Annotated in this window: 21 protein-coding genes; 14 read left to right on the forward strand and 7 right to left on the reverse strand. The window is 63.4% G+C overall.

Features of this window, described 5'->3' with window-relative positions; all coding sequences use genetic code 11:
- The first annotated feature begins 212 nt into the window (after positions 1–212).
- The 3 genes from C9427_RS20690 to C9427_RS20700 all read left to right on the forward strand — a co-directional run bounded on the left by C9427_RS20690 (position 213) and on the right by C9427_RS20700 (position 2,667).
- Positions 213–1,310 carry a glycosyltransferase family 2 protein gene (locus C9427_RS20690; RefSeq protein WP_107650963.1) on the forward strand — a complete coding sequence of 366 codons (1,098 nt, stop codon included), beginning with the start codon at positions 213–215 and terminating at the stop codon, positions 1,308–1,310.
- A 107-nt stretch (positions 1,311–1,417) separates the two neighbouring features.
- Positions 1,418–1,777 carry an antibiotic biosynthesis monooxygenase family protein gene (locus C9427_RS20695; protein ID WP_107651064.1) on the forward strand — a complete coding sequence of 120 codons (360 nt, stop codon included), beginning with the start codon at positions 1,418–1,420 and terminating at the stop codon, positions 1,775–1,777.
- Positions 1,777–2,667, forward strand: coding sequence for an alpha/beta fold hydrolase (locus C9427_RS20700; protein WP_208636393.1), 891 nt, complete (start codon positions 1,777–1,779; stop codon positions 2,665–2,667). Before C9427_RS20695 ends, C9427_RS20700 begins: the two co-directional genes overlap by 1 nt.
- 57 nt (positions 2,668–2,724) lie before the next feature.
- Here the strand turns inward: C9427_RS20700 and C9427_RS20705 are convergent, their stop codons facing one another.
- From C9427_RS20705 to C9427_RS20730, 6 genes are all read right to left on the reverse strand, one after another.
- Positions 2,725–3,342 carry a LysE family translocator gene (locus C9427_RS20705; protein WP_167434418.1) on the reverse strand — a complete coding sequence of 206 codons (618 nt, stop codon included), beginning with the start codon at positions 3,340–3,342 and terminating at the stop codon, positions 2,725–2,727.
- 108 nt (positions 3,343–3,450) lie between these two features.
- Positions 3,451–4,257, reverse strand: coding sequence for an ABC transporter permease (locus C9427_RS20710; RefSeq protein ID WP_107650966.1), 807 nt, complete (start codon positions 4,255–4,257; stop codon positions 3,451–3,453).
- Positions 4,257–5,090, reverse strand: coding sequence for an ABC transporter permease (locus C9427_RS20715; RefSeq protein ID WP_107650967.1), 834 nt, complete (start codon positions 5,088–5,090; stop codon positions 4,257–4,259). Before C9427_RS20715 ends, C9427_RS20710 begins: the two co-directional genes overlap by 1 nt.
- A gap of 25 nt (positions 5,091–5,115) precedes the next feature.
- Complete coding sequence (locus C9427_RS20720) at positions 5,116–6,231, reverse strand: ABC transporter substrate-binding protein (protein ID WP_107650968.1); 1,116 nt, start codon at positions 6,229–6,231, stop codon at positions 5,116–5,118.
- 79 nt (positions 6,232–6,310) lie between these two features.
- Positions 6,311–7,405 (reverse strand): ABC transporter ATP-binding protein, encoded by a 1,095-nt coding sequence (locus C9427_RS20725; protein WP_107650969.1) that lies wholly within the window; start codon positions 7,403–7,405, stop codon positions 6,311–6,313.
- 402 nt (positions 7,406–7,807) lie between these two features.
- The gene (locus tag C9427_RS20730; RefSeq protein WP_107650970.1) at positions 7,808–8,704 is read right to left on the reverse strand and encodes a LysR substrate-binding domain-containing protein; all 897 of its coding nucleotides are present in this window, start codon (positions 8,702–8,704) and stop codon (positions 7,808–7,810) included.
- Between the two features lie 94 nt (positions 8,705–8,798).
- Here C9427_RS20730 and C9427_RS20735 point away from each other — a divergent pair, with 94 nt between their 5' ends.
- From C9427_RS20735 to C9427_RS20785, 11 genes are all read left to right on the forward strand, one after another.
- Positions 8,799–10,412, forward strand: a complete 1,614-nt coding sequence (locus C9427_RS20735) for an amidohydrolase (RefSeq protein ID WP_167434419.1) — start codon at positions 8,799–8,801, stop codon at positions 10,410–10,412.
- Entirely contained in the window at positions 10,399–11,331 is a 933-nt protein-coding gene (locus C9427_RS20740) for a dimethylarginine dimethylaminohydrolase family protein (RefSeq protein WP_107650971.1), read from the forward strand. The genes C9427_RS20735 and C9427_RS20740 overlap by 14 nt, the downstream gene beginning before the upstream one ends.
- A gap of 133 nt (positions 11,332–11,464) precedes the next feature.
- Complete coding sequence (locus C9427_RS20745) at positions 11,465–12,079, forward strand: cupin domain-containing protein (protein WP_107650972.1); 615 nt, start codon at positions 11,465–11,467, stop codon at positions 12,077–12,079.
- Positions 12,080–12,221: 142 nt separating this feature from the next.
- Entirely contained in the window at positions 12,222–13,163 is a 942-nt protein-coding gene (locus tag C9427_RS20750; RefSeq protein ID WP_107650973.1) for an ABC transporter substrate-binding protein, read from the forward strand.
- Between the two features lie 93 nt (positions 13,164–13,256).
- Entirely contained in the window at positions 13,257–14,057 is an 801-nt protein-coding gene (locus C9427_RS20755; protein ID WP_425351667.1) for an ATP-binding cassette domain-containing protein, read from the forward strand.
- Positions 14,054–15,073, forward strand: coding sequence for an ABC transporter permease (locus C9427_RS20760; protein ID WP_107650974.1), 1,020 nt, complete (start codon positions 14,054–14,056; stop codon positions 15,071–15,073). Before C9427_RS20755 ends, C9427_RS20760 begins: the two co-directional genes overlap by 4 nt.
- Position 15,074: 1 nt before the next feature.
- Entirely contained in the window at positions 15,075–16,178 is a 1,104-nt protein-coding gene (locus C9427_RS20765) for a phosphotriesterase family protein (RefSeq protein ID WP_107650975.1), read from the forward strand.
- 30 nt (positions 16,179–16,208) lie between these two features.
- Complete coding sequence (locus tag C9427_RS20770; protein ID WP_107650976.1) at positions 16,209–16,979, forward strand: glutamine amidotransferase; 771 nt, start codon at positions 16,209–16,211, stop codon at positions 16,977–16,979.
- Positions 16,980–16,981: 2 nt separating this feature from the next.
- A complete protein-coding gene (locus C9427_RS20775) occupies positions 16,982–17,893 on the forward strand; it encodes a ribokinase (RefSeq protein ID WP_107650977.1) in 912 nt (303 codons plus the stop codon).
- Positions 17,890–18,777, forward strand: a complete 888-nt coding sequence (locus C9427_RS20780) for a BtpA/SgcQ family protein (protein WP_107650978.1) — start codon at positions 17,890–17,892, stop codon at positions 18,775–18,777. The genes C9427_RS20775 and C9427_RS20780 overlap by 4 nt, the downstream gene beginning before the upstream one ends.
- Positions 18,774–20,024: a Zn-dependent hydrolase gene (locus C9427_RS20785; RefSeq protein WP_107650979.1), complete on the forward strand. Its 1,251-nt coding sequence runs from the start codon at positions 18,774–18,776 to the stop codon at positions 20,022–20,024. Before C9427_RS20780 ends, C9427_RS20785 begins: the two co-directional genes overlap by 4 nt.
- On the opposite strand, the gene C9427_RS20790 is transcribed toward C9427_RS20785, so the two are convergent.
- Complete coding sequence (locus C9427_RS20790; protein ID WP_107650980.1) at positions 20,021–20,440, reverse strand: VOC family protein; 420 nt, start codon at positions 20,438–20,440, stop codon at positions 20,021–20,023. The genes C9427_RS20785 and C9427_RS20790 overlap by 4 nt on opposite strands.
- Positions 20,441–20,564 lie beyond the last annotated feature (124 nt).

Below are 20,564 nucleotides of genomic sequence, written 5' to 3' on the forward strand. Positions count from 1 at the left end.
AGCCGGACCGTCGGAGCCCCTGCCACCGTCAACCCGGCGGCAGTTCTCGAAGGCGATGGCGGCCTCAGCATGAAGTCGCAAAGCAAGAGACGTGACCCGTCCTGGCCGAAGGCGAAGGGCTTTCTCCAGGGAATTCGTGGGACGCGCTTGAAGAGGGAGCAGGCCCGTGAGCGGGTTTGCTGAAACCAAGGCAAGATGCGAGGTCAAATGCGATGCAGTCTGTCCAAAACAGGATTCCGGTATCCATCATCATCCCGAACTACAACTACGCGCGTTTCCTCAACCGCAGCATCGACAGCGCCTTGGAGCAGGACTACGACGATGTCGAAGTCATCGTCGTCGACGACGCCTCGCAGGACAATTCGACGACAATCATGAAATCCTACGGCGACAGGATCCTTGCCTGCCCGCGGGAGAAGAATGGTGGACATGCCGCAGCCTTCAACACCGGCTTTGCCGCAAGCTCGGGCAAGATCGTCCTCTTCCTCGATGCCGACGACTATCTCTATCCGACCGCCGTCTCGACGATCGTGGACATCTGGGACGCGGCAACCGCGCAGGTGCAATCAAGGCTGCATATCGTCGACGAACGGCAAGGCATGGAGCGAGGGGGCATCAAGCAAGAAGGCACCAAGGATGTCTTTCCGCCGCCCGAACTGCCTTTCGACAGTGGCGACGTCATGCCGAAGCTCTTGCACAAGGGGCGTTACCAGACGACCGTGACCAGCGGGCTGGCCTTCGACCGGACGACGCTCGAAACAATCATGCCGATACCGGAGCCGGAGTTCCGCCAGGGCGCCGATGGCTATCTTGCGACGCTGGCGCCGCTTTACGGGCATGTGCAGTCGCTCGACGAATGCGTCGGCGCCTACCGGATCCACGGCGCCAACCATTCGGTGTTCGGCGAGAAGCTCGCCGAGCGGGCGCGCTGGCGGGTAAGTCACGATTTTCGTCGCGTGGAGGCGCTGTCGGGGCAGGCGTCCGAAGTCGGCGTGACCATCGTGCCGTCGGATACGGTCCGCCATGATCCCGTGCATCTTGAAGAGCGGCTGGCATCGCTCTGCGCGGACCAGCGCCGGCACCCGGTGGCCGGCGATTCCCGGCTGGCGCTGGGCGCCGCGGGCGCCGTCGCCAGCCTAGAAATGACGGCGTCTCTGCGCCGCCGCGCCGTGCTTGCCGCCTGGTTCCTGTCGGTCGGCGTGCTGCCACGGAGAATGGCCACGGCGGTGCTGTCGTGGAAGCTCGACGCCTCGTCGAGGCCGGCATTCCTGACCCGCCTGTCGAAGACCATCCGCCACGCGATGGGGTAGCTTGCCCCAAATGGTTGTCGCCTTCCACCCGGCGGCGCCGCCGATGATGGAACATGGCCCGCGTTCAGATGTTTATCGGTGACGACACCGAAAACTGTTTATCGATGATGACACCGAAAACTCCAACCATCGCCCGCATCTGGCGCGGCAGAACCCTGCCCGAGAAGGCCGACGCTTACGAGAGCTACAATTACGAAGCCGGCATCAAGCCGCTGATCGACAAGGCGCTTGGGGTCCAGACGTTTCGCGAGGACACGCCCACGCACTCGGAATTCATGACGATCTCCTATTGGGAGAGCGTCGAGGCGATGGCCGCATTTACCGGCGGCGATCCGGAGAGCATCCACCATCTGGACCGGGACAAGGAGTTCCTGATCGAACTGCCCATGAGCGTGCAGGTCCTGCGTATCCGCTCCAGCCACGGCACGGTAGGGCCGCAAGACGGAGGAAAGATCGGGGACGTGTGATGTTCTCTGGCTTCGAGGCGCGCTGCGTGAGGGTGGAGGAAACCTCGATCTTCGCCAAGGTCGGCGGAACAGGCCCGCCAGTGCTGCTTCTCCATGGCTTTCCGGAAACCCACGCGATGTGGCGGGATATTGCGGCCGCGCTCGCGCCGCGCTTTACCGTGGTCGCGGCCGATCTCAGGGGCTACGGGCAAAGCGGCTGCCCGGCATCCGCCGCCGATCATGCGCCTTATTCCAAACGAGCCATGGCCAATGACATGGTGCAAGTCATGAACCGACTGGGCTTCGAGCGCTTCATGATTGCCGGGCATGACCGCGGCGGCCGTGTCACCTACCGGCTGGCGCTCGATCATCCCGCTCATGTATCGAAGATCGCCGTTCTCGATGTCATTCCCACCGCCGCCGCCTGGGATCGCGCCGATGCCAGGCTGGCACTCGGCTTCTGGCCGTGGAGCCTGCTCGCGCAGCCGGAGCCGTTGCCGGAACGCATGATGGCGGCCGCGCCTGATGCAATCGTCGACAATGCGATTTCGCAATGGGGTTCGGCTGCGGACGCTTTTCCCGCTGAAGTCAGGGCGGCTTATATCGAGGCGCTGCGCGATCCCGCCCATGTCCACGCCATTTGCGAGGAGTATCGCGCCGCCGCGACTATCGACCGCGAGCATGACGCGCTGGGTCAGGCTGAGAGCCGGCGCATCGCTTGCCCGCTGCTTGCGCTGTGGAGCAGCGAGGGCGGATTGGAGAACTGGTATGCGGGTGAGGGCGGGCCGCTGGCGATCTGGCGGCAATGGGCCGACAAAGTCGAAGGCCGCCCGGTCAAGGGTGGGCACTTTTTCCCGGAGGAAAACCCTACTGAGACGGCAGTCGCCCTCTCAAAGTTCTTCACGGCGTGAGGCCATGCCGACTGCTAGTTGGGATTCTGACACCCTTGCGGCACTTTGCGGGATACCTCAGAGATGCCCGAGGGATTGCAGGATCAGGACGCTTGAAAGGCCAAGCAGCGTGATACCGTAGAGCCGGTCGATCCACATGGCGTTGGGGCCAGCCAGAAGTGCCGCGGCCCGCGAACCAAGAGTAGCGTAGAGCATCAAAACAGAGACATCCGCCACTGCGGCAATGATGGCCAGAACCGCGTATTGAATCGCGATCGGCTCATTGGTGTCGATAAAAGATGGGAGGATGGCGGGGAAGAACAGCCAGGCCCCTGGATTTGTGACCGCCACCATGAAACAGCGCAGAATGAGTGCCTTGGTCGAGTGCCCTTTGTCGGGCAGGCTTAGGTCGAATCTATGTCGGGGCGCTTCGGAAGCGCGAAGCACACCAACGGCGATGAAGATCAGATAGAAGGCGCCGACCATCCTCACGGCGGAAAGATAGAATTCGGAAGCCACGAGAAGTGCTGCGAAGCCGAGCCCCACCATGCAGATGAGGACGAGGTCCGAGAGCACCACGCCGGCCATGCCGAAGAAGGCATGTCTGACGCCATAGCGCGAGCCATTGGTGATGGCGAGAACGACATCTGGTCCTGGAACCGCCATACCCAGCATGGATATGAAGGCGAATGTCACAAGCGGCAGGTTTCCCATGACGCTGGGTAATGTAGGCGGCGCCGATCTTCCGTGACGCCTTTCACACGGCTGTCGGGATTATCGAGGATTTTCCTTTCCTGGAATTGTCTAGTTCGCCCCACGAAGCCTGACCACGACGCTGCGCACCGCCAGAACCAGAACGGTGATGATGATCAGGATCACCGAGAGCGCGGCGATCGCCGGGTCGATGTTGTCGCGCAGGCCCATCCACATCAGCCGGGGCAGGGTGATGGCGTTGACCGAGGTGATGAACAGAGTGACGCCGATCTCTTCCCAGGACAGCACGAAGGAGAGGAGTGCCGCGGTGATGATGCCGAACTTGATGTTGGGCATGATGATGCGGGTGGCGCGCTCCCACACCGTGGCCCCCAGGCCACGCGCGGCAAGGTCGATGCGGCGGTCGAGCTGGCTGAGCGACACCAGGATCAGCACGGTGGCGAAGGGCACCGTCATCACCGCATGCGCCATGGCGACGCCGAGCCAGGTGTCGTAGCCGAAGAACGAGCTGAAACCCGAAATCGAGGTGAGCAGGAAGTAGAGCGTGATCGCCGAGACCACAGGCGGCACCACCATCGGCAGCAGGACGAAGCCGACGAGTGCGGCGGTGAAGCGCGGTTGGAACATCCAGACGCCGAGGCTGAAGCAGAGCGCCAGCACGGTCGAGAACGCGCTGCTGACAATGCCGATCCGGATCGAGAGCAGGATCGAGTTGATCCAGCGCGGATCCTCGATCAGCGCCCGGTAGTGGCGCAGCGACAATTCGCCTGAAGGCATCGCCAGCATGCGGCTTGGCGTCAGCGAGACCGGGATGACGGCAAGCAGCGGCAGCAGCAGGAACAGCGCCACCAGGGCGGCGAGGGCCAGCGAGACGGGACCGGGGCGATAGGTCGGCATCAGATCAACTGCTTTGGTCTGACATAGCGAAACAGCAGCGCCATCAGCGCGCCGACGAACAGTACCAGCACCACGCTGATCGCCGCACCCAGGCCCCAGTCCGGGCTCTGGAAGATGCGCAGATAGATCAGCTCGGCGATCATCACGCTGCGGCCGCCGCCGAGAATCGCCGGCGTGACGAAGAAGCCCAGCGAGAAGACGAAGACGATCATCGCCGAGCCGATGATGCCGGATCGCGTCATCGGCACGAATACCGTCCAGAAGGTACGCATGCGGCTGGACCCGAGGCCACGCGCCGCGAGCAGCACGCGGTCGTCGAGGCTGCGCATGGAGGACGCCAGCGGGAAGACGGCGAAGGGAATGAGGAAATGCGTCATGCCGACGATGACGCCGAACTCGTTGCGGACCAGCGCTAGCGGTTCGGAGATGAAGCCGATCGATTGCAGCCAGGTGTTGATCAGGCCGCGATTGGACAGAAGCGCCACCCAGCCGAAGGCGCGCGTCAGCACCGAAATCCAGAACGGGACGAGAATGCAGAATTCGGCGATCACGCGCTGCGCCGGCGTGCCGCGCACCCAGACCACGGTGATGGCATAGGCGGCGGCCACCGAAACGAGTGTGACGATGGCCGCGATGCGCAGCGTGCGAATGAACACCGACTGCACCAGACCGTCGGTGAGCAGCGCGTTGTATTGCCCGAGCCCCGGCGTCGGCAGGGTAAAGCTCCATTTGACGACGCCGAGGAACGGCCAGGCATAGGCAAGGACAAGAAACAGGAGCAGCGGCGCCATCAGCACCGCCGCGCCTACCCTTTCGGAGAGATACGCTCTCATTTCGGCCTGATTATCCCAGCCCCGGTCAGGCGGAGATGATCTTGGTGTACTCGTCGAGCGCCGGGCCGTAGTTCTTGGCGTACCAATCCATGTCGAGCGCGATCTGCTTCTTCATGTTTTCGGGGTCGACCGGGTTGATGCGCTTCTTGTCGGCGGGGATCAGGGCATCCGCTGCCGGGTTGGCCGGCCCCTGACCGAGCTTGTCGAACATGATGAGCTGTTTTTCCGGATCCTGGGCGCTGGCGATGAACTTCATCGCCGCGTCCTTGCCGCCGGGATTGTTCTTGAGCACGGCCAGCGCGCCGGGCGAGATCAGGCCCTGGTCCCAGATGAACTTGATCTTGCCGCCGGAATCCTGCTCGATCAGCGAGGCGCGGGTCGACCAGACGATCGCCATAGAGGCCTCGCCATTGAGCAGCACGCTCTGGCTCTCGGCGCCGCCGCCCCAATAGGCCACGACATTCTCCTTGAAGGCGGCGATCTTGTCGTGCGCGCGCTTGAGGTCGAGCGGGTAGAGCGAGGCAGGCGCAATGCCGTCGGCGAGCAGGGCGGCTTCCCAGCTCGACACGCCCCATTTGTAGAGCGAGCGCTTGCCGGGGAATTTTGCGACGTCGAAGAAATCGGCCATGCCGGTCGGCGCGTTGCTGCCGTATTTCTCGGAATCGTAGGCGATGACATAGGAGAAGAAATAGGTCGAGGCGGCGTATTCCCAGCCAAAACCCTTTCGCATCTTCTTCTTGTCGACGACCGCGTAGTCGATCGGCTCCAGCGCGCCCTGGGCGCCGAGCGTGATCGCCGAGAACGGATCGACGTCGACGAGGTCCCAGGTCGGCGCGCCGCTCTTGAACTGCGCCGCAATCGCGCCCTCGGTCGGACCGGAACCGTCCATCTTGACGGTGATGCCGGTGTCCTTGGTGAAGGCCTGGCCGTAGGCGGCGTCATAGGCGGTGATGGCGTCGCCGCCCCAGTTGACCAGCACCAGCTCCTTGGCTTGCGCGAAGGCGCCGGTTGAGCGCAGCAGCATCGGCGTGCCAGCAAGAACCAGTGCGGCAAGCTGCGTGAACTGCCGGCGCGAGATCTCGCCGCGCGCCGCTCTGGCTGACAGCATCTCGATGGAGTGTTTTTTGGTTTCGTTTGTCATGTCAGTTCCCCTTTTTGTCGTTGATTGTTCTGGTAGTTAGCGCGAATCCCGGTCTCATCACTTGAGGATTCGCAAATCGTCATTGCCCTCCGTCCGGAAGGAGGAAGCCTTTTTCGGCCGGCCAGGTCAGCCAGACGGAATTGCCCTTGCTGAGTGCCGCCGCGGCGACCTCGTTCGGCACCGATACGGTCACCTTGGCGCCATGGCGCGTCGTCAGATCGAGCCGCGTCGCAGCACCGAGATAGGTGGAGGCTATTGCCGTGGCGGCGATGCCGTTCTCGCCCACCGCCGCTTCACGCGCGATCGACATATGCTCGGGCCGGATCGCCAGGATGGCGTTGCCGCCGACAGCGTCGGCATTGCCGCGCAGTCTGACCGCGCGGTCTTCGCAGAGGCCGGTCGCGCCATTGTCGGCGCGCTTGACGCCTTTCAGCGGCAGCATGTTGATCTCGCCGAGGAATTCGGCGACGAAGCGGTTGGCCGGCCGGTCATAGACCTCGTCAGGCCTGCCTACCTGCAGCAATTTGCCGTGGTCAAAGATGGCGACGCGCGACGACAGCGCCAGCGCTTCGCTCTGGTCGTGGGTGACGAAGACGAAGGTCGTGCCGGTCTCCTGGTGCAGCCGCTTCATCTCGGCCTGCATCTGGCCGCGCAGGCTCTTGTCCAGCGCCGAGAACGGCTCGTCGAGCAACAGCACGCCCGGCTCGAACACCAGCGCACGCGCCAGCGCCACGCGCTGCTGCTGGCCGCCGGAAAGCTGGGCCGGCAGCTTCTTCTCATGGCCTTTCAGCCCGACGCGCTCGATCATTTCGCCAACGCGCCGCTTGATCTCGGTGGCCGATTTCTTGCGCACCTTGAGCGGGAAGGCGATGTTGGCCTCGACCGACATATGCGGGAACAGCGCATAGCCCTGGAAAACCATGCCGGCGGCGCGCTGCTCGGCCGGCCGCTCGGTGATGTCGACGCCGTCGCTGAACAGGCGGCCGTCGCTCGGCTGCACGAAACCGGCCAGGATCATCAGGAAGGTGGTCTTGCCCGAACCGGACGGCCCAAGCAGGGTCAGGAACTCGCCACGGCCGATATCGAGCGTCAGATTGTCCAGAGCACGGAACGAGCCGAAGCTCTTGCCGATCCCGATTGCCTTGATCTCTGCGGCCCGGCCGGGTTGCTGCATCCTGCCTTTGTCCTCACGCTTGGTGCAAATCGTAGGGCAGGGCGCGCCTTCACCGCAACCGAATAGTTTTCGCCGCATCGGCAAATTTGATTCACGTCTGGGCGGGGTTGTGGAAAGGCTGGCGCTTCTACGAACGTTGACGCCGATACAATCACAAGTGTCAACGACTAGCGAAAGCGCTCATGTCTTCGTCATCCTAGGGCGAAGCAAGGAGCGAAGCGACGCGGCGCAGACCCTAGGATCCATGCCATGACCTTCGAACGCTGCAACGGTGCAGAATTCTGGTCTGCCGCATTCCTCGGCGACCGTCACGGTATGGATCCTCGGGTCAAGCCCGAGGATGACGAACGGAAGGTTGGCGCTCTGTCACACACCTTCCGGCGTATTAGCCTCTGCCTCGCCTCAATACGTCGCCAGCCTGTTCTCCGACAGCTTCGCCCTTAGCCAGTCGCTAAAGGCATTAAGCACCGGATGGCTGGCCTTGGCATGCTCGAAGACCAGGAAATAGGAGCGTGGTGAGGGGACCGACGCTTCGAAGGGCTTGACCAGCCGGCCTTCGCTCAGTGCCCGGCGGCTGGTCAATTCGTCGCCCATGGCGATGCCCTGGCCGGCGATCGCCGCCGAAAAGACCAGGTTCATGTCGGAAAAGAAGATGCCGCTTTCCGGGTCCGGGTTCTCGACCTTGGACAGCGCCAGCCAGCGCGCCCAGTCCTCGGTGTCGCCGAGATGCAGGAGATTGGCGCGCAGCACGTCGGCCGGCTTGGAAAAGCCGCCGACCTTGTTGAGCAGCGTCGGGCTGCAGAGCGGCGTGAAGGAGATTTCGCACAACAGCTCGGCCGCCCGGTTCGGCCAGTTGCCGACGCCGAAAGCAATGAAGGCGTCGGCATCGGCATTGCTGACATCGTCGAGGCGCCTGGGCGTCAGGATGCGCAGCGCGACATCGGGGTACATTTGCCGGAACTCGCCGATATGGGTGCACAAAAACAGCGAGGCGAAGCCCGGCGTGCAACTGACGCTGAACGAGCCGCCGACACCGGTGCCGGCATGGCGGCTGACTGCGTCGCCCAGCACGGTGAGGGCCTTGCGCACGTCGCTGGCGTAGCGCTGGCCGCGCGGTGTCAGCGCGACGCCCTTGCCGACGCGCTCGAGCAAATCGAAGCCGAGGTCGCGTTCGAGCAGGCGAAGCTGGTGGGAGACGGCGCTGCGGGTGAGGTGCAGTTCGTCCGCCGCGCGCCAGACACTGCCGTGGCGGGCAAAGCTATCGAGGGCACGCAGCGCCTGGGTGGAGGGTATTCGCAAGAGGCCTCAGGTGAACCGAATTTGCATAAGCCGGGAAAACATATCACTTTCTTGCGAGGCGCTTCACTGCTTTCTTCTGATCATGGAGAGACTGATGACCCCGGCGCAAGCGACCGCACTTGCCTGTCTGGACGACATCCAGCCGCTGCTGTCGGCATGGACGCGGATCATCTTCGACTTCGGCGAGACCGCATGGCGCGAATACCAGTCCGCCGCCTGGTATGTCGAGCGGCTGAAATACGAGGGCTTTTCCGTTGAGGAGGGTTCGGGCGGCATGCCGACCGCCTTCTGCGCCCACTGGACCAACGGCGCCGGCCCGACCATTGGCATGTATGCCGAATATGACGCGGTGCCGGGCAATTGCCAGGATGCGACGACGGTGAAACGGCCACGGCCCGGCCTCGGGGGCGAGGCCGGCGGCCACACCGACCCACATTCGGGCCTCGGCATCGCCAGCCTTGGCGGTCTGCTGGCGGTGAAGGCAGCGATGCAGCGCCACGATATATCAGGCACGCTACGCTTCACCGGCGAGCCGGCCGAAAAGGTGCGGGGATCGAAGCCTATCCATGCGGCGAAGGGCTATTATAACGGCCTTGCCGGCATGATCTCCTTCCATCCTTTCTACATGCTGCCGCTCTGCAACACGGCGCGCTGGGACACGCATTGCGGCGCCGCCTATGCGATGATCTATCGCTTCATCTGCGACGAACCCGAAAATTGGGTTCGCGCAAGCGATGGCGCGCCGATCCCGCAGGCGCATTCGGCGGTGCGGGCGCCTGGCGCCAATGATGCGCTTTTCACGATGTACATGATGTCGAAGTCGTTGCGCGATTCCATGCTGCCGCATCAGGGCGGCTGGTCGATCAGCGAGGCGATCCTGACGGCCGGGCAGGCGACGGCCGACAATCTGTCGGCGGGGCTCGCCGAGATCCAGTACATGATCCGCGTGCCGACGCTCGCCATGGCCGAGCAGGTGACCGCCGTGCTCGACCGCAACGCCGAGGCGGCCGCGAAAATGAGCGGCTGCCGCCACGAGCGGCACTGGGTCTCGAAGTCGCGGCCGGGGCTTGCCAACCATGCCATGGCGACGATTGCCTATGAGGCGCTGTCGGCCGTCGGGCCGCCGCACTGGGACGAGACCGCGAAGACAATTGCCCGCGAAATCCAGATCAATGCCGGCGGGGTGGCGAGCGAGGAGCCCTTTATCGAGGAACTGGAGCGGCTGATCGAACCGCGTGAGGCGGAAGCGATCCTGCGCCGCGATCTGCCGCCGTCGCAGGTGAATTCGACATCCGACGATTACACCGACATGTCGTGGCATACGCCGACAGCCCGCTTCTATGTCGCCCGCCCGGCGCTGCACTCGGAGAACGGTCACGCCTATCCTGCCTGGGCGATGAATGCGCTGGGCGGCATTCCCGAGACCATCGATCCGATGGTCTCTTGCGCGGCGAAGACCGTCGCGCTCGCGGCACTGCGCCTGCTGGAAGACGAAGCCGCCCGCGAGGCGGCGATGGATGAATTCGTCAGCCGCACCGGCGGCGGCATCGGCGGGTCGAACTGGATCGCGCCGCTCTGCGACTACCAACCGCCGATCGGCTTTCGCTGGCCGGAATATGTCATCACTTCGCGCGGACGCGACTGGTGGATCCCAAGCAACCAATCACCCCACGCTGCCTCACGAGGAGAAACCCATGACCGTCCATGACCGCATCGTCGCAGAACCGTTTTCGCTGCAGCGCCGCAACCCGGCCGGCGGCACCACGCCGCTGACCAGCTGGGGTTTCGCCAACGAGACCGACGTGCTTACCGACGTGCTGCTTGGCTCGCCCAATTTCCTGCGTCATCTCTCGACCAGCTCGCTGTCGCGAAAGCATCTGCGCGAGGCGCCCTGCAACGTCCAGATCGCGCAGGCACAGCACAAGGATCTGGTCGCCGCCTACGAGCATTTTGGCGTCAACATCCACTGGCACGAGCCGACGCCCGAACTGCCGATGCAGGTCTACTCACGCGACTCCAGCGTCATGACGCCCTACGGCGCCATCATCACCGCGATGTCCCAGTGGTGGCGGCGCGGCGAGAACTACGCGGCGATCCGCACCTATGAAAAACTCGGTATCCCGATCTACGACATGGTCACCGCAGGCACCTTCGAGGGCGGCGACTTCAACGTCATCGAGGAGGGCGTGGTGCTGATCGGCTGCGGCGGCGCCCGCACGCAGGAGGAGGGCGCGCGCCAGGTGCAGGCCTGGTTCGACAAGGAGGGCTGGGAAACCCGCATCGCCTTCATCGACGAATATTACGTCCATATCGACCTGATGGTGGTGCCGATCGCCGAGAAGCTGACCGCCGTCTGCCTCGCCTGCACCGAGCCGGGCATCGTCGACTGGCTGAAGGGCAAGGGCCACGAGATCATTGACGTGCCGTTCCAGGACACGATGGCGCTCGGCTGCAACTTCATGTCGCTCGGCAAGGATCGGGTGATCGCGCCGACCTCGAGCCAGACGCTGATCGGCCAGCTCAAGGCGCGCGGCTTCGAGGTGGCGGCCGTCGACATGAGCGAGATCTCCAAGACCGGCGGCGGCATCCACTGCATGGCGCAGGCGCTGAAGCGCGAACCGGCCTGAAAGGCAGTCACTCCCGCTTGCCTGCCGGGCCGCGATTCCGGCCCAACGCGTTGTTCCATTTTTCACAAGATGGACAACGCGTTTGATCGGTCTTACGGTTTGAGCCGAACCAGCGGAGATATTCGCGGCCCCAATGAACAAGGTCGATATCAGGAAAAAGGGTAGCGACGAGCGCTCGACCGCCACCAGCCTTTTGCGGCTCGGCACTCGATTGAAGCTCTCCCGGCAGACGCGTGGCCTGACCTTGAAGGCGCTTGCCGCCGCTGCCAATTGCTCGGAAAGCCTGCTTTCCAAGGTCGAGAACGGTAAGGTCTCGCCCTCGCTTCCCATGCTCCACAGGCTGGTCGAGGTGCTCGGCACGAATATTGGCTGGATGTTCGAGGAGTCCGACGGTGAGGAAGGCATCGTCTTCCGGGCCGGAACGCGGCCGTTGATAGCACTCGATCCGCTGCGGCGCGGCGAGGGCATTTCGCTCGAGCGCGTTATTCCCTATTCGCCGGGCCATCTCCTGCAATGCAACATCCACCATATCGAGGCGGGCGGTGAAAGTGCCGGCCCGATCCAGCATGCCGGCGAGGAAGTCGGATATCTCCTCGAAGGCGCCATCGAGCTGATGGTCGGTGAAAAGACGTTTCGCCTGTCTGCCGGCGATTCCTTCGTTTTCAATTCCGAACTGCCGCACTGGTACCGCAATGTCGGCGATGTACGCGCCAGCATTTTCTGGGTGAACACGCCGGCGACATTCTGATTTTGGCGAGTGTCCCGTTCCCTTCGTAGATGCTAATTCAAGTGACTTGACAAGAAATCAAGTATCTTGAATTATGGCTGGGCGCTCAGGCGCCAGGTGAGCCCGATCAAGGGCCTTTTCCGCAAAACCAAGGGGAACCGGAATGCGTCTTACCAAGATCCTTTCAGGCTGCGCCGCAGCCATCGCCATGACCCTCGCCCTCGGCTCCACTTCCGCCATGGCCGAGACCTATGCGCTCGTCACCATCAACCAGCAGGCGCTGTTCTTCAACCAGATCAATGACGGTGCGACGGCTGCCGCGAAGGCCGCTGGCGTCGACCTCGTCATCTTCAACGCCAACAATGTGCCGAGCGCGCAGAACGACGCGATCGAAAACTACATCACCCAGAAGGTCGACGGCATCATCCTCGTCGCCATCGACGTCAATGGTGTGAAGCCGGCAATCACCGCGGCCAAAGCCGCCGGCATTCCGGTGATTGCCATAGACGCCCAAATTCCCGATGGCGACAACGTCGCCTTCGTCGGCGTCGACAACACCAAGGCCGGCGAGGATATCGGCAAGTTCTACGCCGACTACGTCAAGGCCAATATGAGCGGCGCCGCCAAGATCGGCGTCGTCGGCGCGCTCAATTCGTTCATCCAGAACCAGCGCCTCGACGGCTTCAAGAAGGCCGTCGCCGACAGCGGCCAGAAGGTCACCTTCCTCGACACGGTCGACGGCCAGAACGTCCAGGACGTAGCACTTTCGGCCTCCGAAAACCTGATGACCGCCAACCCCGACATGACGACGCTTTACGCCACCGGCGAGCCGGCCCTGCTCGGCGCGGTTTCCGCCGTCACCAGCCAGGCGCGCACCGGCGACGTCAAGGTGTTCGGCTGGGATCTGACCAAGTCGGCGGTGCAAGGTCTCGAGGAAGGTTGGGTGGTCGCCGTCGTCCAGCAGGATCCGGCCGGTGAAGGCAAGGCTGCCATCGAAGCCTTCGTCAAGCTCAAGAAGGGCGAGAAGATCGAGCCGATCATCAATGTTCCGATCACCATCGTGACCAAGGAAAATGTCGGCCAGTTCAAGGACATGTTCAAGTAGTATCCTTCCCAGACCGCCGGGCTGCGCAGCGACCTGAAGGTTGCCTGCGCAGCCCGGCGACCGATTGAACTTGTCGCCCAGAGAACTGGAACCATGATGAGCGATGGCGAGACCTACCGCGTCAGGATGACCGGTATTTCCAAACGGTACGGCCCTATCCAGACACTGGACGATGTTTCGCTGAACCTGAAGCCTGGCGAGGTGCTCGGCCTTGTCGGCGACAATGGCGCCGGCAAATCGACCTTGAGCAAGGTTCTGTCCGGAGCGGTCATCCCGGATTCCGGCAGCATCGAAATCGACGGCAAGGTCGTATCCTTTTCGTCGCCGGCTGATGCCCGAGCCGCTCGGGTGGAGATGGTCTACCAGGATCTGTCGCTCTGCGATACGGTGGATGTCGCAGGCAACCTCTTTCTTGGCCGCGAGCCGCGCCGCCGCGTTCTTGGCATCCCCTTTCTCGACAACAGGCGCATGCATGACGAGACGCGCGAGATGCTCGACCGGCTCGGCATCGTCATTGCCGACACCAGGCTCAAGGTCGAAAACCTCTCCGGCGGGCAGCGCCAGTCGATCGCCATTGGACGCGCCGCCTCGTTCGATCCGTCCGTGCTGATCATGGACGAACCGACGGCAGCCCTCGCGGTGGCGGAAGTCGAGGCGGTTCTGGATCTCATTCGCGCAGTCAGCGCCCGCGGCGTCAGCGTCATCCTCATTACCCATCGGCTGCAGGATCTTTTCCTGGTCTGCGACCGCATCCAGGTCATGTATGAGGGCCGCAATGTCGCCGAGCGCAAGATCGGCGACACCAGCATCGAGGAGGTCGTCAACCTGATCGTCGGGCGCAAATTTGTCGCGCGTTCGGCGCGAGCCAGCCGCGATGAGGCAGTACAGCCATGAACGTCACCTCATCGCCCGGGAATATCGGCGCCTTGCCGCCCAAACGCGCCCACAACAGCACCTGGAAGGATGTGGCGATAGCCAATGGCAGCGTTGTCTCCATCGCGCTGTTCTTCATTGTCGTCTGCGTGGTCTTCTCACTGATCACCAACTCCTTCCTGACGACGCCCAATCTGCTGAACATCGTACGCCAGTCCGCGCCGCTGCTGATCGTTGCAGCAGCGATGACCTTCGTCATCACCGCGGGCGGCATCGATCTCTCGGTCGGCTCCGTGCTGGCGCTGACGGCAACACTGTCGGCCGTCCTGCTGCAGGCCGGCCTGCCGTGGCCGCTGGTCGTCATCGCCATGCTGGCGCTCGGCGCGGCGGTCGGGGCATTGCAGGGCTTCTTCATCGCCTATGAGCGGATACCGGCCTTCATCGTCACGCTGGCCGGTCTCTCGGTCATCCGCGGGGTGGCGCTGCTGATCACCGGCGGCTATTCGATCCCGGTCGAGCCGACCAGCTTCTTCGTGAACATCGGCAGGGCCTGGTTTCTCGGTGTCCCGGTGCCGGCACTGCTCGCTCTTGTCGTTCTGATCATCGCCTATCTCGCTTTCAATCGGACGCCGTTCGGCCGCTATGTGACCGGCATTGGGGCCAATGCCGAGGCCGTGCGCCGCGCCGGGGTCGACACGCGCTTCATGATGCTCTTCGTCTATATCCTGTCCGGCATGGCGGCGGCGGTGGCCGGCATCATTCTGGCAGCCCGACTCGGCTCCGGCTCATCGAATGCCGGCCAGGGCTTCGAGCTCGATGTCATCGCCGCCGTGGTGCTTGGCGGCACCAGCCTGTTCGGCGGGCGCGGCACGATCATCGGCACAGTGCTCGGCGCGTTAACCGTCGCGGTCATCGGCAATGGCCTGATCCTGGCGCATATGTCGCCCTTCCTCACGCCGATCGTCACCGGCACAATCATCCTCGTTGCCATCTGGCTGAATTTCCGCCTGTTCAAGGGCGCAACGCGGAGCCGCTGACATGGATCATCTGTTCAAAGACAAGCCAATCAAGGACAAGCCGGGGGAACGGGCGCCGATCGGTGTCCGTTCCGGCATGGTGATGACCGTCACCGGTCCGGTTGCGATCGCCGATATGGGCGTGACGCTGATGCATGAGCACATCCTGCTCGACGGCGCGACATCGTGGAAATGCCCCTGCCATCCCGATGAGAAGAAGATCGCCGAGCAACCGGTCAGCATGGAGATCATCGGCGAGTTGCGGATGAACCCCTATATGAACCGCGACAACGTCTCGCTCGACGACAGCGACCTGGCGCTTTCGGAACTGGCGAAATACCGGGCGCTCGGCGGCCATACCGTGGTCGATGCGACCAATATCGGCATTGGCCGCGATCCGGCGAAGCTGGCGCGCATCGCCCGCGTCTCGGGACTGCGGATCGTCATGGGGACAGGCTTTTATCTGCAGCACACCCACCCCGACTGGCTGAAGGCGATGGACGTCGACGAGGTAACCGAATTCCTGGTCAACGATGTCGGCGGCGGGACGACGCAGCCCGACATAATGGCCGGCATCATCGGCGAGGTCGGTGTCAGCAAGGATTTCACCGATGAAGAGCGCAAGTCGCTGCGCGCTTCGGCCCGCGCGGCGAAAATCACCGGTGTGCCGCTAACCATCCATCTGCCCGGCTGGGAACGGCTGGCGCATGATGTGCTCGACGTGGTCGAGGCGGAAGGCGCCGATCTCAGGCATACGGTGCTGTGCCATATGAACCCGAGCCACAACGATCTCACCTATCAGAAAAGCCTCGCCGCGCGCGGCGCCTTCCTGGAATACGACATGATCGGCATGGATTTCTACTACGCCGATCAGGACGCGCAATCGCCTTCCGACGAACAGAATGCGCAAGCAATCCGCTCGCTGATCGACATGGGTCTGATCGACCGGCTTCTGCTGTCGCAGGACGTCTTTTTGAAGATCATGCTGACGCGCTTCGGCGGTTTCGGCTACGGCTTCATTCTGAAGCATTTCGTGCCGAGATTAAAGCGCCACGGCGTCGAGCAGCCGGCAATCGACCGCATGCTCGTCGACAACCCAAAGACCGTGTTCGCCGCGAGCCTCTAAACGGCGGATCAATTCGACATAGGAGTAAACATGTCCAGGAAGAAGGTTCTTCTCGCAGGCGAGTCCTGGGTCTCGACCGCGACCCACATCAAGGGCTTCGACCAGTTTCCGACCGTGACCTATCACACCGGCGCCGATGAACTTCTGGCCGCGTTGAAGGACGGTCCGTTCGACGTCACCTTCATGCCGGCGCATGAGGCGCAGCGGAATTTTCCCCAGACCATGGAAGCGCTTTCGGCCTATGACGCGGTCGTGCTTTCCGATCTGGGCGCCAACACGCTGCTGCTTCACCCCGACACCTGGATCCATTCCAGGCCGACGCCCAACCGGCTGCGCCTGCTACGCGACTATGTCGGCAATGGCGGCGGCCTGTTGATGTTCGGCGGCTATTACAGCTTCCAGGGCATCAATGGCGGCGCGCGCTACCACAAGACGCCGGTCGAAGATGTTCTGCCGGTCACTTGCCTGTCCGTGGATGACCGCGTCGAGGTTCCGGAGGGCTATGCGCCGGTCGTTGTCGGCCCGCAGAGCCATCCGATCCTCAAGGGCCTGGGCAAGGATTGGCCGATCCTGCTCGGCTTCAACGAGGTCACGGTCAAGGACGGTGCGGAAGTTCTCGCCACCGTGTCTTCCGACTACCGTTCCCTGCCGCTGCTGGTGACCGGCAAATATGGCAAGGGCCGCACCGTCGCCTGGACCTCGGATGTCGGCCCGCACTGGCTGCCACCGGGCTTCATCGCCTGGAGCGGCTACAAGACGCTGTTCGAACAGATGCTGGGCTGGGCGACAGCCGGGGACTAGCCATGCGCGTCCATGTCGTCGGCAATGTCTGCGTCGATACGACGTTTCGGCTCGACCGCTTTCCGGCGGCGGGAGAGACGTTGAACGCGTCAGGACATTACGACGGCCTTGGCGGCAAAGGTGCGAACCAGGCGGTGGCCGCGGCGCGCACCGGAGCGGATGTCCGTTTCCGTGCGGCGATCGGCAACGACGCGGCCGGCGCATGGATAAGGGAACAGTTGAGCCGCGATCTCGACGTCCGTCATCTGACGACGCTGCCGCTGCCCAGCGACCGTTCGACGATCATGGTCGATGCGCGCGGCGAGAACCTCATCGTCACCGGCGCCAATTGCGCCGCCGTTTTCGATCCCATGGCCGATGGTGGTTTTGCGCCTTCGATCGAACGCGGCGACATCGTGGTGATGCAAGGAAATCTTCACCCCGATGTAACGACGGCCTGTCTGCGGGCGGCGCGCGCGGCCGGTGCTATGACGGTCCTCAATCCGAGTCCGCTGAATGCCGGCCATGCACCGCCTTTGAGCGTCGTCAGCCTCGCCGTCGCCAATGCGAGCGAGGCCGCGCAGTTGACCGGAGCCGGCGATCCTGAGGCTGCGGTCCGGGAACTGGTCCGTCAAGGCGCCGGCGCCGCGATCATGACGCTTGGGGCTGATGGCTGCCTGGTTGCCGACAGCAAAGGACGGGTCGAACAGATCGCGGCGCGCAAGGTGGCCGTGGTCGACACCAGCGGTGCTGGTGATGTTTTTTGCGGCTGTCTCGCCGGTTGCCTTGCAGCAGGAATCGACCTCACTGCCGCGGCGCGGATCGCGGTACGTGCCGCCGGCATTTCGGTTGGACGCACCGGCACACTCATCTCCTGCCCAGACGGGCATGAGATGAAAATGCTCATGGAAACGACAGAAGCGGAAACGGCATGACAAAGTCCCCCAAATCCATCGGCTCCAAATCCATCGGCTCCAAACCAATTGGCTCCAAACCGATCGGCCAGGTCGCGGATGACGCGCTGCGGTCGATCTTCGGCAGGAACAAGGTGGTGATCGGCGTCGTTCATCTCGCACCGCTGCCGGGCGCGCCGCGTTACAATGGCGAGGCGGTCGAGGCTATCTATCAACGCGGCGTCGACGACGCGAAGGCCTATCTGCATGGCGGTTGCGACGGCGTGATCGTCGAGAACCATGGCGACGTGCCGTTTGCCAAACCGGACGATATCGGGCCGGAAACCTCCGCCTATATGTCCGTCGTTTCCGACCGCATCCGCCGCGAACTCGGCCGGCCGATCGGCATCAACGTACTCGCCAATGCCTCCATTCCCGCGCTGTCGATCGCCAGCGCTTCGGGTGCGGCCTTCGTCCGCGTCAATCAATGGGCCAACGCCTATGTCGCCAATGAGGGCTTTATCGAAGGCGAAGCGGCGCGTGCCATGCGGTTCCGCGCCAGGCTTCGCGCCAACGGCATCCGCATTTTCGCCGATGCCCATGTCAAGCATGGCGCCCATGCGATCGTCGGCGACCGGCCGGTCGAGGAACAGGTCAAGGATCTGGTGTTCTTCGATGCCGATGCGATAATCGCCACCGGCCAGCGGACCGGCCACGCCGCCGACCTCGGCTATATCAGGATGATCAAGGAAGCAGCCGGATTGCCGACGCTTGTCGGCAGCGGCGTGACGCCCGACAACGTCAACGATATTCTCGACATCGTCGACGGCGTGATCGTCGCCAGCTCGCTGAAATATGACGGGGTCTGGTGGAACCAGGTTGAACCGCAGCGGGTGAACGCCTTCATCCGCGACATCAAGCGATGACTTTGCAGCCGGAAATCGACGGCGAAAGATTGCTCAGGCGGCTCGATGCCTTCGCCCGGATCGGTGCGACGCCGGCCGGGGGCGTCAATCGGCAGGCGTTGAGCGTCGAGGATCGCAGCGCCCGGCGTCTGCTGGCGGAATTGGCGCTTGAGCGCGGCTTCAGGGTTTTTCAGGACGGCCTGGCGAACCTCTTCATCCGAAGAGACGGCTCGGATACCGCCCTGCCGCCGCTGCTGATCGGTAGCCACCTCGACAGCCAGCCGACCGGCGGGCGCTTCGACGGAGCGCTCGGTACGCTTTCCGCCTTCGAAGCACTCGAAGCGCTGGAGGACGCGAAGGCGCAGACCCGAATGCCGATCGAGGTCGTCGCCTGGACCAATGAAGAGGGCAGCCGCTTCGCGCCAGGCGTCATGGGCTCGATGGCATTCGCCGGTGCCGATACCGCTGCATGGAAATTGATTGTCGGCAGCGACGGCGCGTCCCTCGCGGAGGAACTCGATGCGACGATCGCGGCATTGCCGGAGGCGGCCCAGCGGCCGATCGGCATGCCGATATCGGGCTATATCGAGCTCCATATCGAACAGGGACCGTCGCTGGAAAAGGAGCGGATGCCGATCGGCGTCGTCACGGCCGTCCAGGGTACGCGCTGGCTGGAAGTCTGCATTCAGGGGTCTGCCGGTCACGCCGGCACGACCGGCCTTGCGTACCGCAGGGATCCGATGGTTGCCGCCGTTGCGGCGATGCACAGCCTGCAGGCAACGATCATGCCGCTCGACGCCGACGCACGGCTGACAGTGGGCCGGATCACAGCCCAGCCAGGGTCGATAAACGCGATACCGCAATCGGTGATCTTCACCGTCGACCTGCGGCATCCGCAACCGGAGCGGCTCGATGCCATTGAGACCGAGGTGCGCCAGGTCTGCCGGGCGGAGGCCGAGGCCCGGAACTGCACGGCAGCGATCGCGCGGTCGTTCGATATGCCCGGGGCAGCGTTTTCACCTGATATGATCGACGTCGTAGAAGAAGCCGTCAATTCCCTGCGGCTACCGCACAAGCGGATGATATCGGGCGCTTTCCACGACGCGCTGTTCATCGCCCGCGTGGCGCCGGCTGCAATGATCTTCGTGCCGTGCCGCGACGGGCTCAGCCATAATGAGGCCGAATATGTCGAGCCGGCTCATGCAATCACCGGTGCGCGGGTCCTGCTGCAGGCGGCCATCGTGGCGGCCTCTGCCAAAAACAATTAAAACGTGATCTTCACCGAAGCGGCGCTGCGCGCTGCCGGCCCATGGAAAACGGCCTCGATGTTGTTGCCGTCGGGGTCGAGCAGGAAGGCGGCATAATAGCCGGGGTGGTAGGGACGCTCGCCTGGCGCGCCATTGCCCGTGCCGCCGGCCTCGAGCCCGGCCTTATAGAAGGCGTCGACCATCGCGCGGTCCCTGGCCTGGAAGGCAAGGTGATGGCGTCCGGTCAGCTTGCCCAGGGCCGCCCGGCTGTCGGGGCTCGAGACGAACAGTTCGTCGGCCCAGAAATAATCCTCGGCGCTGCCGCCGATCGGAATATCGAGCACCTTGAGAACCGCCTCGTAGAAGCGGCGGCTGGCCTTGAGATCCCTGACCACCAGCTGGAGGTGGTCGATGAGACGGCCGCGATGAAGTTCCATGCCTGATGCCTCCTGATCGCAAAGATTGGAAATCTAGCTTTGAACAGTGCATCGTCAATGCAAAGGGGAGCAATTGAATCGCGCCTTCGCCGACTGGATAAAAAATGCAACCGGATTGTCGGAT

The organism is Mesorhizobium helmanticense (assembly GCF_003034915.1).
Classification (GTDB): domain Bacteria; phylum Pseudomonadota; class Alphaproteobacteria; order Rhizobiales; family Rhizobiaceae; genus Mesorhizobium; species Mesorhizobium helmanticense.